The organism is Pseudomonas sp. NPDC089734, assembly GCF_044748865.1.
Taxonomy (GTDB): Bacteria; Pseudomonadota; Gammaproteobacteria; order Pseudomonadales; family Pseudomonadaceae; genus Aquipseudomonas.
On sequence record NZ_JBIVGV010000005.1, the window covers coordinates 274,105 to 287,333 of the forward strand.

A 13,229-nucleotide genomic window follows, 5' to 3' on the forward strand; every position below is an offset into this window, starting at 1 on the left:
TGCTGGATGAGGCTGCGGATCGCGGTCAGGAACTGGTTGAACCAGCCGGCCAGTTGGGCGGTTTCATCCTTGCCCTTGACGGCCAGTGTCTGCGTCAGGTCGCCTTCGCCCTGGGCAATGCCTTCGAGCCCCGTGGAGACACTGTGGATCGGCCGTACGATCACGCGGGCAAAGCTGGCACCGACAAGGGCGAAAACGACGGCCAGTGCCGCAGCAATCACACCGATCAGCCAGGTCAGGCGTGTGGCCGAGGCCATGACTTCATCCTGTTTGATCAGACCGATGAAGCTCCAGCCCAGGTCAGGTGACGGATAGACGTTGGCCATGTAGCGCTCGCCGTTGAGCTGCACTTCGACCAGGCCCTTTTCGGTCTTGGCCAGCTCAGAGAAACCATCGCCCAGCTCGCTGAGCTTCTTGAAGTTATGCTCTGGCTGCTTGGGATCGACCAGCACGTTGCCGTTCTTTTCCAGCAGCATCAGGTAGCCGCTTTCACCCAGTTTGATTTCCTTGACGATGCTGGTCAGTTGCTTGAGCGATACATCGATGTTCACCACGCCGCCAGGGTTGCCCAGGGTATTGGGGATGGCCCGTACGGTGCTGACCAGCACGGAATCATCGCCAGCCCAGTAATAGGCGTCGCTGCGTATGGTCTTGCCCACGTTGGCCATGGCGGTCTTGTACCAGGGGCGCACGCGGGGGTCGTAATTGCTCATCTTCGGGTCTTCCGGCGTCATCACGTAGCTGCCGTTGATCAGACCGTAGGAGACATAGGAATAAGCCGGGTGGCTCTTGGCAAGGCTGACAAAGAACTCGGTGGTCCGTTTGTCGTTTTCCGACTGCGGCGTAGGCGTTGCGCCCGTGTAGTTCCTGAGATCGTCGCCCGCCCCGGCGATAAGCGGGTGAGAGGCGATGTAGTTGACGTTCTGGCTGATGCCGTCGAAGAACAACTGCATGGCGTTATCGACTTGTCGAATCTCGCGACTGCTGCTGTCCACGAAGCTGTCTGTTGCATCGTTGCGCAGGTTCACGATGACGATCGTGGCGACGACGACTATGGGCAGGCACGCAATGACTGCAAAGGCCCACGTCAGTTTCTGTTTGATATTCATCCATGCTCCAGATTTTCTGTAGATCGTTATCCGACAACCGCAGGCACAAGCAGAGTGTAGTCCCGGATCGGGACTGGAAACTTTGTCTTATGGCATACCGATAACGTCGGCCGCAGGCATGGAATCTTTAGCAAACAAAGTGCCATCAAGCGCTTATGAATGATAAGTGTCATGTTTATGACCCAGCTCATTGCTGATGGCGGCGCTGCACTCAAGAAGCAGCGCTTGAAAACGCTCTTTGGCGCCTTCAGGGTCCATGACCGCATCCGGACCGGACAGGTTGATGGCGGCCGTGACCTGGCCGGTGTGATCCCGGATTGAAGTGGCAATCGCCGTGGAATAGTCCGAGCGGTGCAGCACCCAGCCACGCTCCTGATCGGCACGAATCAGCGCCTGGAGTTCGGGCAGCGTGCGTGGCGCAGGCGACGGGTAATCATCCAGCCTGATGTGCTGATAAAGCGCACCCAGTTGCGTATCGCTCAGCCCCGTCAGCAACATGCGCCCCATGGCGGTGCAGTGGCAGGCGATACGTGTGCCCACCGGAATATTCACCGACAGGCGCTGTGCCGCGAACGCGCGATACAGGTACAGGCTTTCGGTCTGTTCACGGATGCTCAGATGGCACGACAGCGACGTACGATCGCGCAGTGCATTCAGGTGCGGCATGGCGACTTCGACGATATCGCGACTGGCCAGATAGCTGAAACCATCACTGATGACCCGGGCACCCAGTTCATACTGGCTGTTGATCTTGTTCAGATACCCCATGTGGGTGAGGGTGAACAGAATCCGGTAGACCGCCGAAGTGCTTACGTCCAGTCGCTCGGCAATCTCGTTGATACCCAGCGAGCGTGTCCGGGCATTGAACATGCCCAGCACGCTCAGGCCCCGGGCAAGGGCCGGGACGCTGTAGTCGGTGTCCTTGTCCATGGCTCTTTCTCCCGTAAAAAGGCCGCACAGGAGCGAATTCATTCGCGAAAAGTTCGCGGATAAATCCGCTCCCACAGGCTGACTTCGCTCCTACCTTGCATTGAACTCGTCCATGGCATCCAGCACGGCACCTTTGAAGTACTCCAGCGAAGCGCGGTCGAAGAGGATCTGGAAGCAGGGTGTTGTGTCCATGTCAGCGTTGATCACGATCACATTGATCCGCGCCGCCGAGGTCTGGGCCACGGCGCCAGGGCCAAATGCCTGGGCGCGCAGATCCACGCCACAGAGCTTGGCCATCACCTCGGCGATACAGACGCCGCTCAATTGCAGCCAGGCATGGCTGTCCTGACGAGGCAGCAGGTAGTTGGCGCTGTGGTCCAGTTCCCAGCGGGCCTCTTCGTCAGCGATGCGCTCGCCATCGTCGTGCCGGCTGCCCAGGATCAGATACTCGGTCTGCGACAGTCGGGCCACGTGGCTGCCGTCGGTCTGTGTCACGGCCCGGTTGGGGGTATCCGGCAGTGTGAAGCCACGGGCCTGCAGGTATTCGGCACTTTGCGTTCCACGAAAGCCCACGCGGGGGATATCGGTCATATCCACCAGCGTGCACAAGGGGACAGGGCTGAGCCCGACAGGGTTTTCGGCATTGAGGCTGGACATGGGTCAAAGCTCCTGGCGCTGGTTTTCAGGATCGAAGAAGGGCAGTTGCACCACCGTGGCCTGGACCACGACACCGTCTTCGACGCGAATCGGGATCTGCTGGCCGGGCGTGCTCTGGTCGAAGGCGGCATAGGCCAGACCGATGATCTTGCCCAGGGTCTGCGAGTATTCGCAGGAGGTGACGTTGCCGCTGATATCCGCTCCCTTGAGAACAAGGTGGCCTTCAAGGGGCAGCGGGCTGACCCTGGGCAGGGTGAAGCCCACCAGCTTGCGCTTCTGCGGCTGGGCTTCAAGGATGTCCACCGAGCGACGTCCGACAAAGAATGGCTTGGTACGGCTCACCGCCCAGCCCATGTCGATTTCGGCCGGGTGGGTCATGCCGTCGGTGTCCTGGCTGATGATCACATGGCCTTTCTCCAGACGCAGCAGGCGCTGGGTTTCGACCCCGAACGGCCGGATGTCATGGTCCTTGCCAGCTTCCATCAAGGCATCCCAGAGCTTCAGGGCATGACGGGCCGGGACGTGGATTTCATAGCCCAGCTCACCCACGAAACCGACCCGCAGCAAACGGGCCTTGATCCCGGCCACGGTGCCCTGGCGCACCGCCAGATACGGAAAGCCTTCTGCCGACAGATCGAGGTCGGAGCAGACCTTCTCCAGCACCTTGCGCGAGTCCGGACCGGCCACGTTGACCGCTGATATCGCGGCGGTGACGTTGGCAATGTCCACGTTCAGACGCCATTGGGCGTTCCACTTGAGCATCTGCTGGTAGATACGATCCACACCGCTGGTGGTGGCGGTGACGTAGAAGTGGTTCTCGGCGAAACGGGCACAGACCCCATCGTCGATCACCACGCCCTGTTCGTTGGTCATCAACGCATAGCGCGAACGGCCCACTGGCTGCTTGAGAAAGGCGAAGGTGTACATGCGATTGAGCAGTTCGGCGGCATCCGGGCCACGCACATCCAGGCCGCCGAGGGTCGAGACATCGATGATGCCGACCTTGGTCCGGACATGTTCTGCTTCAGCCTGCATGCAGGCGTCGCGCTGGGTTGCCTTGCCGTAGAACGCCGGGCGCTGCCAGATACCGGCGGGCATCATCTTTGCCCCGGCTTCCATGTGGCGACGGTGCATGGGCGTCTGGCGATAGGGATCGAAAGCCCGGCCGGCCACATGGGCCAGCTTCTCGGCCTCGAAGGGCGGACGGGCTGTGGTGACACCGGTTTCGCTGACGCTGCGCTGGGTCGAAGAGGCCACCAGTCGAGCAGTGGGCAGCGCCGAATGGCGACCTTGCGACGGCCCCATGCCGACCGTTGAGTAGCGTTTGACCAGTTGCACGTCGCGATAGCCGATGCGCGTGGCATTGACGATATCGCGCACTTGCAGGTCTTCATCGAAGTCGACGAAATCCTTGCCCTTGGGATGAGGAAAGATCGGCCAGGGAAAGTTGACGCGGGCTTCGCTGCGCAGTGGCAGAGGGCTGGTGTTCAATTCCAGATTCAGCGCGGCAACCACATCGGCGCTGGCCTGGACTGCATCGGCCAGCACGTTGTCCAGCGCATGGTAGCCATGCACCGAGCCTGCCACACTGAGGTTTTTCGGCAGGCCGCTCAAGGTGAACTCCGACAGTTGATCGTCGTAGCTCAGTTTGCCGCCTGCCTGGCACAGTAACTGGTAGACCGGCATATAACCGCCGGACATGCACAACAGATCGCACTCCACCGTCAGGCCGCTATTGGCCACCTGACCCTGGCCGGTGATTCGACGCAAGTCCGCGCCCGTGACATGGCGCATGCCTTTTTCATGCAGCGCCTCATAGACGGTGGTACTCAGGTGGCAGGGGATGCCGCGTTTTTCCAGGGCTGCCTGCAACGTGCTGTCGGCCGGGTTGGCACGCATATCGGCCACGGCCACGACTTCCACGCCTTGATCATGCAGGTCCAGAGCCGCGAGATAACCGTCGTCATTGCCGGTCAGGACCACAGCACGCCTGCCGGGCTTCACGGCGTACAGCTTCATCAGACGCTGGGCGGCGCTGGTCAGCATCACGCCGGGCAGGTCGTTGTTGCGGAAAATCACCGGCTGGTCGAACGAACCGCTGCACACCAGACAATGCGTCGCCCGTACCTTGTACAGGCGTTTGCCCTGAATCACCGGCAGGTAGTTGTCGGTGAACCAGGCGTTGCAGGTGGCCTTCTTGAGCACGTGAATGTTGGCGTGTGTCTCGACGGCATCGATCAGGCTGCGACGCAGTTTTGCGGCGCGCTGGCCTTCGACATCGAAACGGGCATAGGTCAGCGAGCCGCCCAGAATCGGTTGCTGTTCGATCAGCAACACCTTGGCACCGGCGTTGGCGGCGGTCAGGGCTGCCTGTAACCCGGCAGGTCCGGCACCGATGATGGCCAGATCCGTGAACAGGTAAGCCTTGTCGTAATACTCGGGCTGGAATTGCAGGTCCAGTACGCCCAGGCCGGCTTTCTTGCGGATGATCGGTTCCCAGACTTTCCACATGCCTTTGGGCTTGTAGAAGGAACGGTAATAGAAGCCCACCGGCATGAACTTCGAGAACTTGCCCAGGTAAGCGTCCCTGTCGTTATCCAGCGAGCCGTTGAAGTTCTGCCCGGTCACTTGCAGGCCGTTTTCGAGGGCATGGGTATCGGCCAGCACGTTGGGCTCGCGGGGCAGTTGAATCAGGGTGTTGGCATCCTGTCCGGCCATGGTCAGCGGACCACGCGGGCGGTGGTACTTGAAGGAGCGTGACAAGAGAAAGCGGCCATTGGCGAGCAGGGCGCTGGCGATGCTGTCGCCTTGCAGCCCTTGATAGGTCTTGCCGTCGAAACTGAAGGTCAGCGGCTGGTTGCGATCGATCAACAGGCCCATGGGGGCCGGCAGGCGGGTCAGGGTGCTCATCCTGCGATCTCCTTGGACGGGGCTGGGGTGAAATCGACGCGGTCGGTAAAGATTTCCCGAGGGTCGAAAGTGCGGATGATCTCGTCGCTGGCGGTATGGCGTTCCGCCAGAAACCAGTAACTGGACGGGTTATGCATCCACCACTCGCGCACCACTCCCAGGGTGTCTTCACTGTTGAAGACATAATCGGCCCATTCGGCGTCGGTGCAGGTCTGCGGATCAGGCATGAGCTTGAACTCTCCGCCGTAGGTGAACTCGCTGATATTGCGTGGCCCGTTGAGCGGGCATGTCATGACTTTCATGTGTCGCTCTCCGTCAGTGGCTGGCTGCTGTGGCGCCCATTTCGTTGACTTGCTGGAAGGTCGAGAAACGTTCCAGGGCGAAGGGCTTGATCAGATCCGGGACCTTGCCGCCGCTGGCCACCAGCTCCGCCATGGTCTTGCCGCAGATGGGCGTTGCCTTGAAGCCCCAGGTGCCCCAGCCAGCGTCCAGGTAGTAATTCTTCACGGGCGAAAGCCCCATGATCGGGCTGTAGTCCGGCGTCATGTCGGTGATCCCGGCCCATTGGCGCATCAGTCTGGCGTTGGCCAGGAACGGGAACATCTCGATGGCGTGGGCCAGCAGGCTTTCTTTCAGGTCCAGCGTGGAGCGGGTATTGAACAGCGGGTAAGGATCGGAGCCGCCGCCAAACACCACTTCGCCACGGCTGGTCTGCTGCACGTAGCAATGCAGGGCCGATGAACTCACCAACGGATCGAGAAACGGCTTGAACGGCTGGGTGACCATGGCTTGCAGCGGGAAGGTCTGGATCGGTGAGCGAATCCCGGCCTTTTTCATCAGTTGAGAACTCATGCCCGCGACGGCCTGCACTGCACAGCCGCATTTGACGGTGCCTCGGTTGGTCTTCACGGCGGTGATGGTGCCGTTCTCGATGACCAGTTCCTGAACCTCGGTGAGTTGATGAATTTCCACTCCACGCTTGGCGGCCTGCTTGGCATAGCCCCAGGCCACGGCGTCATGCCGTGCGGTGCCACCATCGATGTGCCACAAGCCGGCGAGCACCGGCAGATGGCCGGGGTCCAGGTTGAGGGTCGGCACCAGCTCGCGAATCTGCTGGCGGTCGATCATTTCGGTACGACCGCCGAAGTGCTTGTTGACCTCGGCCCGCTGACGGAACGAACGCACCGTGGCGTCGGTGTGGGCCAGGGTCAACTGGCCGCGTTCGGAATACATGATGTTGAAGTCGAATTCGTTGGACAGCCCCTGGAACATCTTCACCGACTCGGCATAGAACCTGACGCCTTCGCTAGTGAGGTAGTTGGAGCGGATCACCGCCGTGTTGCGCGCGGTATTGCCGCCGCCCAGATAGCCCTTTTCCAGCACGGCGATATTGGTGATGCCGTGGTACCGGGACAGGTAATAGGCCGTGGACAGCGCATGGCCGCCACCGCCGATGATCACCACGTCATAGGAGGGCTTGAGTTCCTTGGGGGCGGGCAGGTCCACCTCGACCGGGTACTCCGAACTGAGTCCGTACTTCAATAGATTGAAAGGCATACGGCCTCCGACTGGCTGCGTTGTGCTTGGGCCTGCTGACGGGCAGCGGTCACGGTGTTTTTCATGAGAAAGGCAATGGTCATGGGGCCGACGCCGCCGGGCACCGGGGTAATGGCCGACACGCGGGATAACGCGCTGTCGAAATCCACGTCGCCGACCAGACGGCTGCGGTCCTTGTCCTGGATGCGGTTGATGCCGACATCGATGACCACGGCACCAGGCTTGAGCCAGCTGGCGTCGATCATGCGTGGGCGTCCGACCGCGACGACCACAATGTCCGCCAACTGACACAGGGCCCTGGCGTCGGCACTGCGCGAATGCACGACCGTGACCGAGCAGTGGGCCTTGAGCAGCAAGGCGGCCATGGGTTTGCCGACGATGTTGGAGCGCCCGATCACCACGGCATGCTTGCCGGTCAGATCGCCGCAGGTTTCTTCCAGCAATTGCATGCAGCCGCTGGGCGTGCAGGGTGCCAGCACGTCACGGCCCTGGCTCAGCCCCCCGACGTTTTCACTGTGAAAACCGTCCACGTCCTTGTCCGGGGCGATGGCCTGCAAGGCACGGATTTCTTCGATATGGGCCGGCAACGGCAGTTGCAACAGAATGCCGCTGACGTTCGGATCGGCATTGAGCTCGGCGATCACCGCCAGCAGACGGGATTCGGAGCAGTCCGTCGCGAGACGATATTCCAGCGAGCGAATCCCGGCTTCCTCGGCGCGCAGGATCTTGTTGCGTACATAGACCTGACTGGCCGGGTCTTCACCCACCAGAATCACGGCCAGTGCTGGCGCAATACCCTCGTCCTTCAGGCGCTGGACATCGGCTTTCACCTGCAACAACACGCGATTGGCTGCCGCTTTGCCATCGATCAGCTTTGATGTATTCACCGGAAAATCACCGTTCTGTCCGTGTTGAGGAAAACGCGGTGTTCCAGGTGGTATTTCACGGCCCTGGACAGCGCAATGGTCTCGGTGTTGCGGCCTGCAGCCACCAGGTCGTCGGGTAGGTAGACGTGATCCACACGCTGCACTTCCTGCTCGATGATCGGGCCTTCATCCAGGTCGCTGGTGACGTAATGGGCGGTGGCACCGATCAGCTTCACGCCTCGTTCATAAGCCTGGTGATAAGGCTTGGCGCCCTTGAAACCGGGCAGGAAGGAATGGTGGATATTGATCGCCCGGCCCGAGAGTTGGCGACACAGGTCGTCGGACAGGATCTGCATGTAGCGAACGAGGACCACCAGCTCGGTGCCGGTCTCGTCGACCACTTTCATCAAGGCGGCTTCCTGCTGGGCCTTGTTTTCCTTGGTGACCGGCAGGTAGATGAAGCGAATGCCCTCACGCTCGGCCATCGGGCGCAGGTCCAGATGATTGGAGACGATGGCGGTGATGGTCATGTCCATCTCGCCCTTGTGATAGCGGTACAGCAGGTCAGTCAGACAATGGTCGAATTTGCTGACCATCAGCAGGACACGCATGGGTTGGCGCGTGTCGTGCAGCTCCCATTGCATGGAAAAGTCATTGGCGACGGCATCGAAGCCAGCCTTGAGCTGTTGGATATCGCCTGCATGGCCATCGTTGAAGCGAAACACCGCACGCATGAAGAAAGTGCCGCTGAACTCGTCGTCGAACTGGGCCATTTCACCGATGTAACACCTGTTGTCGGCCAGGTACGACGTCACCGCCGCCACGATGCCGGACGTCGCCGGGCAACTGATCTTCAGGATGAAATGGTTCTTTTCGTGTTGCATGGCTTGTCCTCTGGAAAGTGGCGGCAGCTCAGCGCAGGGCGAAAGATTCAAGGATGAAAAAGATATTCATGGGTGAATAAAATTTCCTGAAGGGAATTAAATATTCACGATTGGCGTTTTATAGGTGAAAGAAGGGGGCAGCGTCCAGAGGTTTGTGGAAACTTTTTTTACTGGAGGGAAAGTTTGTCGGTGGGAAGAGGGGAAGAGCTTCACGAATGGATTCGCTCAAGGAACGTGGCTGCTCTTTGATAGCGCGTTCGGCTTTCGGTCGCCTTGCGCCTTTACGGCGGCCCCCGTAGGAGCGGATTTATCCGCGAAAAAGCCCCGTCCAATCTGGATATGTTCACTGGAGAGGAACGTGTTTGTTTCTGAATGGAGCGTTCGGCTTTATGCCGCCTTGCGCCTTTACGGCGCCCTACTTTGTTTTCGGACAAAGTAGGCAAAACCATTGCTCCGGGTTCGGCCCTGCCTGACGGCAGGGTCCCTTCGCTCCGGCACTGATCCGGCGGTCGCCACAATGGGCCATCCATGGCCCAGTGCGGCTAATTCTGCATCCCTGCAGAATTCCCACCGGATCACCGCCTCCACTCAGCCTTCACCAACGTCGCGTTCTGCGGTGTTCACGCCATCGCGGCATAGAGCCTTTTTCGCTTTTGCTTTGCTCTTTGAGCACAAAAAGCCCAGACACCACCGATTGCGACGTTGGTGAAGGCCGAGTGGAGGTGTTGTGGAATGGGGGGCGAGGCAGGAGCCGAGCAAGCGCCGCCAGGCCATGGATGGCCCATCGGCGCGGCCCCATGGAACAACGCCGGAGCAAGGGAACCCCGCCTCAAGGCGGGGCCGAACCGGAGCCCATGGTTTTCCCCCCTTTTGCCGAAACAAAAGGGGGCCGCCGTAAAGGCGGAACCAGATACTCACCACATAGCAAAATCCGGATCTGCTTCGCCTCATGGACGTCTTCGCGGATAAATCCGCTCCTACACATTGGTTTCGGTAGGAGCGAATTCATTCGCGAAAAAACGTCAGGCCTACGAGATCACTCGCCCTGCGCACCATAATTCATGATCGACAACATGCGGATCGGCACTTGCACCAGTTGCTCCGGTCCGTGGGGAATCTCGCCGTCGAAGGTCAGGCTGTCGCCAGCCTCCATGCGATACAACTGGTTGCCGTGGCGATAGATCAGTTCACCTTCCAGCAGGTGCAGAAACTCGGTGCCGGGGTGGGAGAAGGTCGGGAACTCTTCGCTGGCATCGTCCATGGTCACCATGTAGGCCTCGAAGCTCTTCTTCGGGCCGCGGGTATGGTTGAGCAGGTGATAGGTGTGGCCTTTCTCGGTTCCGCGCCTGACCACTTCCAGCCCTTCATCGGCCTTGACCAACAAAGCGCTGCTGCCTTGCTGGTCGTACTGGCTGAACAGCTTGGACATGGGCATGCCCAGTACGTCGCACAAGCGGCTGAGGTTATCCAGGCTGGTGGACACCTGAGCGTTTTCGATCTTGCTCAACATCCCCTGGCTGATACCGGCGATGCGGGCCACATCGGCCAGTTTCAGTTCCTGCGCCTGGCGCTGGCGCTTGATCTGAATACCCAGGTACTGCTCAAGCTTCAACTTGGGTTGTGGTTCGTTCGGCATGTTCATCGGCTCTGCACGGTTTCCGTTCAATAATTTTTATTTCGCACCATGAATGTGCGATGACCGCATCCCGCCGGGACGTTGAGCAGGATTATTCCCTCAAGGAAAACGAGTTTCCCATATATACAGAGGAAATTCCGCTCCTCGATGAATTCGACCCTTGGTATACCAATCTGGCAAGCGCTTTGCATTCCTTATGGGAAAGTAAGTTTCCTGTTTGGAATAAGTTCTTCGGCAAACAGTGAAACAACGAACCCTACCTCAACGTTTTGCTTTCGCCAGGAGACAAGCCCCATGTTGCCAACAGAAACACAGCGTCTGATCGAGGAGCACGGCATCAAGTACGTGCTGGCTCAATTCGTGGATATCCATGGCTCCTCCAAGACCAAGTCGGTGCCTGTCTCGGGCCTGGAAATGGTGGCTGAAGAGGGCGCAGGTTTTGCCGGTTTCGCCATCTGCGGCATGGGCATGGAACCACACGGGCCGGACTTCATGGCCAAGGGCGATCTTTCTTCCCTGACACCGGTGCCCTGGCAGCCGGGTTATGGTCGTGTGGTGTGTATCGGCCATGTGGAAGGCAAGCCATGGCCCTATGACAGCCGTTACGTGCTGCAGAAACAGGTGGAGCGCCTGAGCGACCGGGGCTGGACCCTCAATACCGGCCTGGAACCCGAGTTCAGCCTGTTCAAGCGCGATGCCGCGGGTAGCCTGCAACTGGTGGACCACAGCGACAGCCTGGACAAGCCCTGCTACGACTACAAAGGCCTGTCACGTTCCCGGGAGTTTCTTGAGCGTCTGACCGAAGCCTTGCAGCCGGTGGGCTTCGACATCTATCAGATCGACCACGAAGACGCCAACGGGCAGTTCGAGATCAACTACACCTACAGCGATGCCATGGAGTCGGCCGACCGCTTCACCTTCTTCCGCATGGCTGCCGGTGAAATTGCCAACGACATGGGCATGATCTGCTCGTTCATGCCCAAGCCCGATCCCAAGCGGGCCGGCAATGGCATGCACTTTCATCTGTCGATCAGCAGCGCGACCAACAAGAACCTGTTCCATGACGCCAGTGACCCGAGCGGCATGGGGCTGTCGAAAATGGCTTATCACTTCGCGGCGGGGCTACTGGCCCATGGCCCGGCGCTGTGCGCCTTCGCTGCACCGACCGTCAACTCCTACAAGCGTCTGGTGGTGGGCAATTCACTGTCCGGCGCGACCTGGGCACCGGCTTTTATCGCCTTCGGTGCCAATAACCGTTCGGCCATGGTCCGTGTGCCGTATGGCCGCCTCGAATTCCGCCTGCCGGACGCCGGTTGCAACCCGTATCTGGTCAGCGCCGCCATCATCGCCGCAGGGCTGGACGGCATTGATCGGCAACTGGAGGTCGGCACGGTCTGCAATGAAAACCTCTACAAGCTGAGCCTGGAAGAGATCGCCGCACGCGGTATCAAAACCTTGCCGCAATCCCTCAAGGAAGCCTGCGACGCACTGGAGGCCGACCCGCTGTTCAGCGAAGTGCTGGGTCCGGAAATCGTCAGCGAATTCATCAAGCTCAAACGCATGGAATGGGTGGAATACAGCCGCCATGTGAGCGACTGGGAAGTGAAGCGGTATACGGAGTTTTTTTGAAAACTCAGTTGCAAGTTTCTAGCGGCAAGCTGCAAGAGAAAGCAGCTTGTGGCGCCGACAAAAATCAGTATCAACGCAGCCATCTTGCAGCTTGAAGCTTGCAACTTGTCGCTGCCGAACGAAGTGAGGCATACCCATGTGCGGAATTGTTGGTTTGTATCTGAAGAATCCGGCGCTGGAGTCCCAGCTCGGAAAACTGTTCGAGCCGATGCTCGAAGCGATGACCGATCGCGGTCCGGACAGTGCCGGTTTTGCGATCTATGGCGATGAAGTGGCGGATGGCTGGGTCAAGCTGACCCTGCAGGCCACCACCGAGGATTACGATTTCAAGGCGCTGGTGGCTGCGCTGGAAGGCAAGCTGGGCGCGTCTCTGGACTGGTTTCAGAACGCCAGTGCCATCGTGCTCAAGATCAAGGCTGAAGAAGCTCTCGTGCGTGCGGCGCTGGCCGAGCTGGCGCCGACCGTACGCATCATGAGCGCGGGGCAGAGCATCGAGATCCTCAAGGGCATGGGCTTGCCGAAGGAGATTTCCGAGCGTTTCGGCCTGGGCTCGATGAAGGGCAGTCACATCATCGGTCATACCCGCATGGCCACCGAAAGCGCGGTGACCATGGAAGGCAGTCACCCGTTCTCCACCGGTGCCGACCTGTGCCTGGTGCATAACGGCTCGCTGTCCAACCATTCGCGTCTGCGTCAGAACCTGCGTCGCGAAGGCATCACCTTCGAGACCGAGAACGACACCGAAGTGGCGGCGGGCTACCTGACCTGGCGTCTGCAACAGGGCGACACCCTCAAGGAGGCCCTGGACAAGTCACTGGAAGACCTCGACGGCTTCTTTACCTTCGCCATCGGTACCCGCAATGGCTTTGCGGTGATTCGCGATCCGATTGCCTGCAAGCCCGCGATCCTCGCTGAAACCGATGACTACGTGGCGATGGCCTCCGAGTACCAGGCGTTGTCCAGCCTGCCGGGCATCGAGAAGGCCAAGGTCTGGGAACCCGTTCCCGCCACCATGTACATCTGGGAACGCGAGTCGGCTTAAGGAGCGCAC

The 13,229-nt window shown here is 59.8% G+C and carries 11 protein-coding genes and 1 pseudogene; 3 read left to right on the forward strand and 9 right to left on the reverse strand.

Going from position 1 to position 13,229, the window contains the following annotated elements; genetic code table 11:
- Nucleotides 1–26: 26 nt before the first annotated feature.
- The 9 genes and pseudogenes from ACIPY9_RS09205 to ACIPY9_RS09245 form a co-directional block, all read right to left on the reverse strand.
- A pseudogene (locus tag ACIPY9_RS09205) lies at nt 27–1,109 on the reverse strand (cache domain-containing protein); the annotation flags it as partial.
- Nucleotides 1,110–1,262: 153 nt separating this feature from the next.
- On the reverse strand, nt 1,263–2,039 hold the full coding sequence (locus tag ACIPY9_RS09210) for an IclR family transcriptional regulator (protein WP_400699713.1): 777 nt from the start codon (nt 2,037–2,039) through the stop codon (nt 1,263–1,265).
- 90 nt (nt 2,040–2,129) lie between these two features.
- Nucleotides 2,130–2,696, reverse strand: coding sequence for a sarcosine oxidase subunit gamma (locus tag ACIPY9_RS09215; RefSeq protein WP_400699715.1), 567 nt, complete (start codon nt 2,694–2,696; stop codon nt 2,130–2,132).
- Nucleotides 2,697–2,699: 3 nt separating this feature from the next.
- On the reverse strand, nt 2,700–5,606 hold the full coding sequence (locus ACIPY9_RS09220) for a 2Fe-2S iron-sulfur cluster-binding protein (protein WP_400699717.1): 2,907 nt from the start codon (nt 5,604–5,606) through the stop codon (nt 2,700–2,702).
- Complete coding sequence (locus tag ACIPY9_RS09225) at nt 5,603–5,908, reverse strand: sarcosine oxidase subunit delta (RefSeq protein ID WP_400699720.1); 306 nt, start codon at nt 5,906–5,908, stop codon at nt 5,603–5,605. The genes ACIPY9_RS09220 and ACIPY9_RS09225 overlap by 4 nt, the downstream gene beginning before the upstream one ends.
- A 13-nt stretch (nt 5,909–5,921) precedes the next feature.
- The gene (locus ACIPY9_RS09230) at nt 5,922–7,163 is read right to left on the reverse strand and encodes an FAD-dependent oxidoreductase (RefSeq protein WP_400699722.1); all 1,242 of its coding nucleotides are present in this window, start codon (nt 7,161–7,163) and stop codon (nt 5,922–5,924) included.
- Nucleotides 7,145–8,050 (reverse strand): bifunctional methylenetetrahydrofolate dehydrogenase/methenyltetrahydrofolate cyclohydrolase FolD, encoded by a 906-nt coding sequence (folD, locus tag ACIPY9_RS09235; protein ID WP_400699724.1) that lies wholly within the window; start codon nt 8,048–8,050, stop codon nt 7,145–7,147. The genes ACIPY9_RS09230 and folD overlap by 19 nt, the downstream gene beginning before the upstream one ends.
- Complete coding sequence (gene purU, locus ACIPY9_RS09240; RefSeq protein ID WP_400699726.1) at nt 8,047–8,913, reverse strand: formyltetrahydrofolate deformylase; 867 nt, start codon at nt 8,911–8,913, stop codon at nt 8,047–8,049. Before purU ends, folD begins: the two co-directional genes overlap by 4 nt.
- 1,036 nt (nt 8,914–9,949) lie before the next feature.
- Nucleotides 9,950–10,555: a helix-turn-helix domain-containing protein gene (locus tag ACIPY9_RS09245; RefSeq protein ID WP_400699727.1), complete on the reverse strand. Its 606-nt coding sequence runs from the start codon at nt 10,553–10,555 to the stop codon at nt 9,950–9,952.
- 53 nt (nt 10,556–10,608) lie between these two features.
- On the opposite strand from ACIPY9_RS09245, the gene ACIPY9_RS09250 reads away from it, so the two are divergent.
- The 3 genes from ACIPY9_RS09250 to ACIPY9_RS09260 all read left to right on the forward strand — a co-directional run bounded on the left by ACIPY9_RS09250 (nt 10,609) and on the right by ACIPY9_RS09260 (nt 13,220).
- On the forward strand, nt 10,609–10,794 hold the full coding sequence (locus ACIPY9_RS09250; RefSeq protein WP_400699729.1) for a hypothetical protein: 186 nt from the start codon (nt 10,609–10,611) through the stop codon (nt 10,792–10,794).
- A 49-nt stretch (nt 10,795–10,843) separates the two neighbouring features.
- Nucleotides 10,844–12,178, forward strand: coding sequence for a type III glutamate--ammonia ligase (gene glnT / locus ACIPY9_RS09255; RefSeq protein ID WP_400699732.1), 1,335 nt, complete (start codon nt 10,844–10,846; stop codon nt 12,176–12,178).
- 136 nt (nt 12,179–12,314) lie between these two features.
- Nucleotides 12,315–13,220, forward strand: a complete 906-nt coding sequence (locus ACIPY9_RS09260; RefSeq protein WP_400699735.1) for a glutamine amidotransferase family protein — start codon at nt 12,315–12,317, stop codon at nt 13,218–13,220.
- Nucleotides 13,221–13,229: the final 9 nt, after the last annotated feature.

Bases quoted from the DNA above. Each gene is read 5' to 3' on its own strand.
- ACIPY9_RS09220 (WP_400699717.1), bottom strand. From the start codon at position 5,606: ATGAGCACCCTGACCCGCCTGCCGGCCCCCATGGGCCTGTTGATCGAT.
- ACIPY9_RS09260 (WP_400699735.1), top strand. From the start codon at position 12,315: ATGTGCGGAATTGTTGGTTTGTATCTGAAGAATCCGGCGCTGGAGTCC.
- purU (WP_400699726.1), bottom strand. From the start codon at position 8,913: ATGCAACACGAAAAGAACCATTTCATCCTGAAGATCAGTTGCCCGGCG.
- glnT (WP_400699732.1), top strand. From the start codon at position 10,844: ATGTTGCCAACAGAAACACAGCGTCTGATCGAGGAGCACGGCATCAAG.
- ACIPY9_RS09250 (WP_400699729.1), top strand. From the start codon at position 10,609: ATGACCGCATCCCGCCGGGACGTTGAGCAGGATTATTCCCTCAAGGAA.
- ACIPY9_RS09245 (WP_400699727.1), bottom strand. From the start codon at position 10,555: ATGAACATGCCGAACGAACCACAACCCAAGTTGAAGCTTGAGCAGTAC.
- ACIPY9_RS09215 (WP_400699715.1), bottom strand. From the start codon at position 2,696: ATGTCCAGCCTCAATGCCGAAAACCCTGTCGGGCTCAGCCCTGTCCCC.
- ACIPY9_RS09230 (WP_400699722.1), bottom strand. From the start codon at position 7,163: ATGCCTTTCAATCTATTGAAGTACGGACTCAGTTCGGAGTACCCGGTC.
- ACIPY9_RS09210 (WP_400699713.1), bottom strand. From the start codon at position 2,039: ATGGACAAGGACACCGACTACAGCGTCCCGGCCCTTGCCCGGGGCCTG.
- ACIPY9_RS09225 (WP_400699720.1), bottom strand. From the start codon at position 5,908: ATGAAAGTCATGACATGCCCGCTCAACGGGCCACGCAATATCAGCGAG.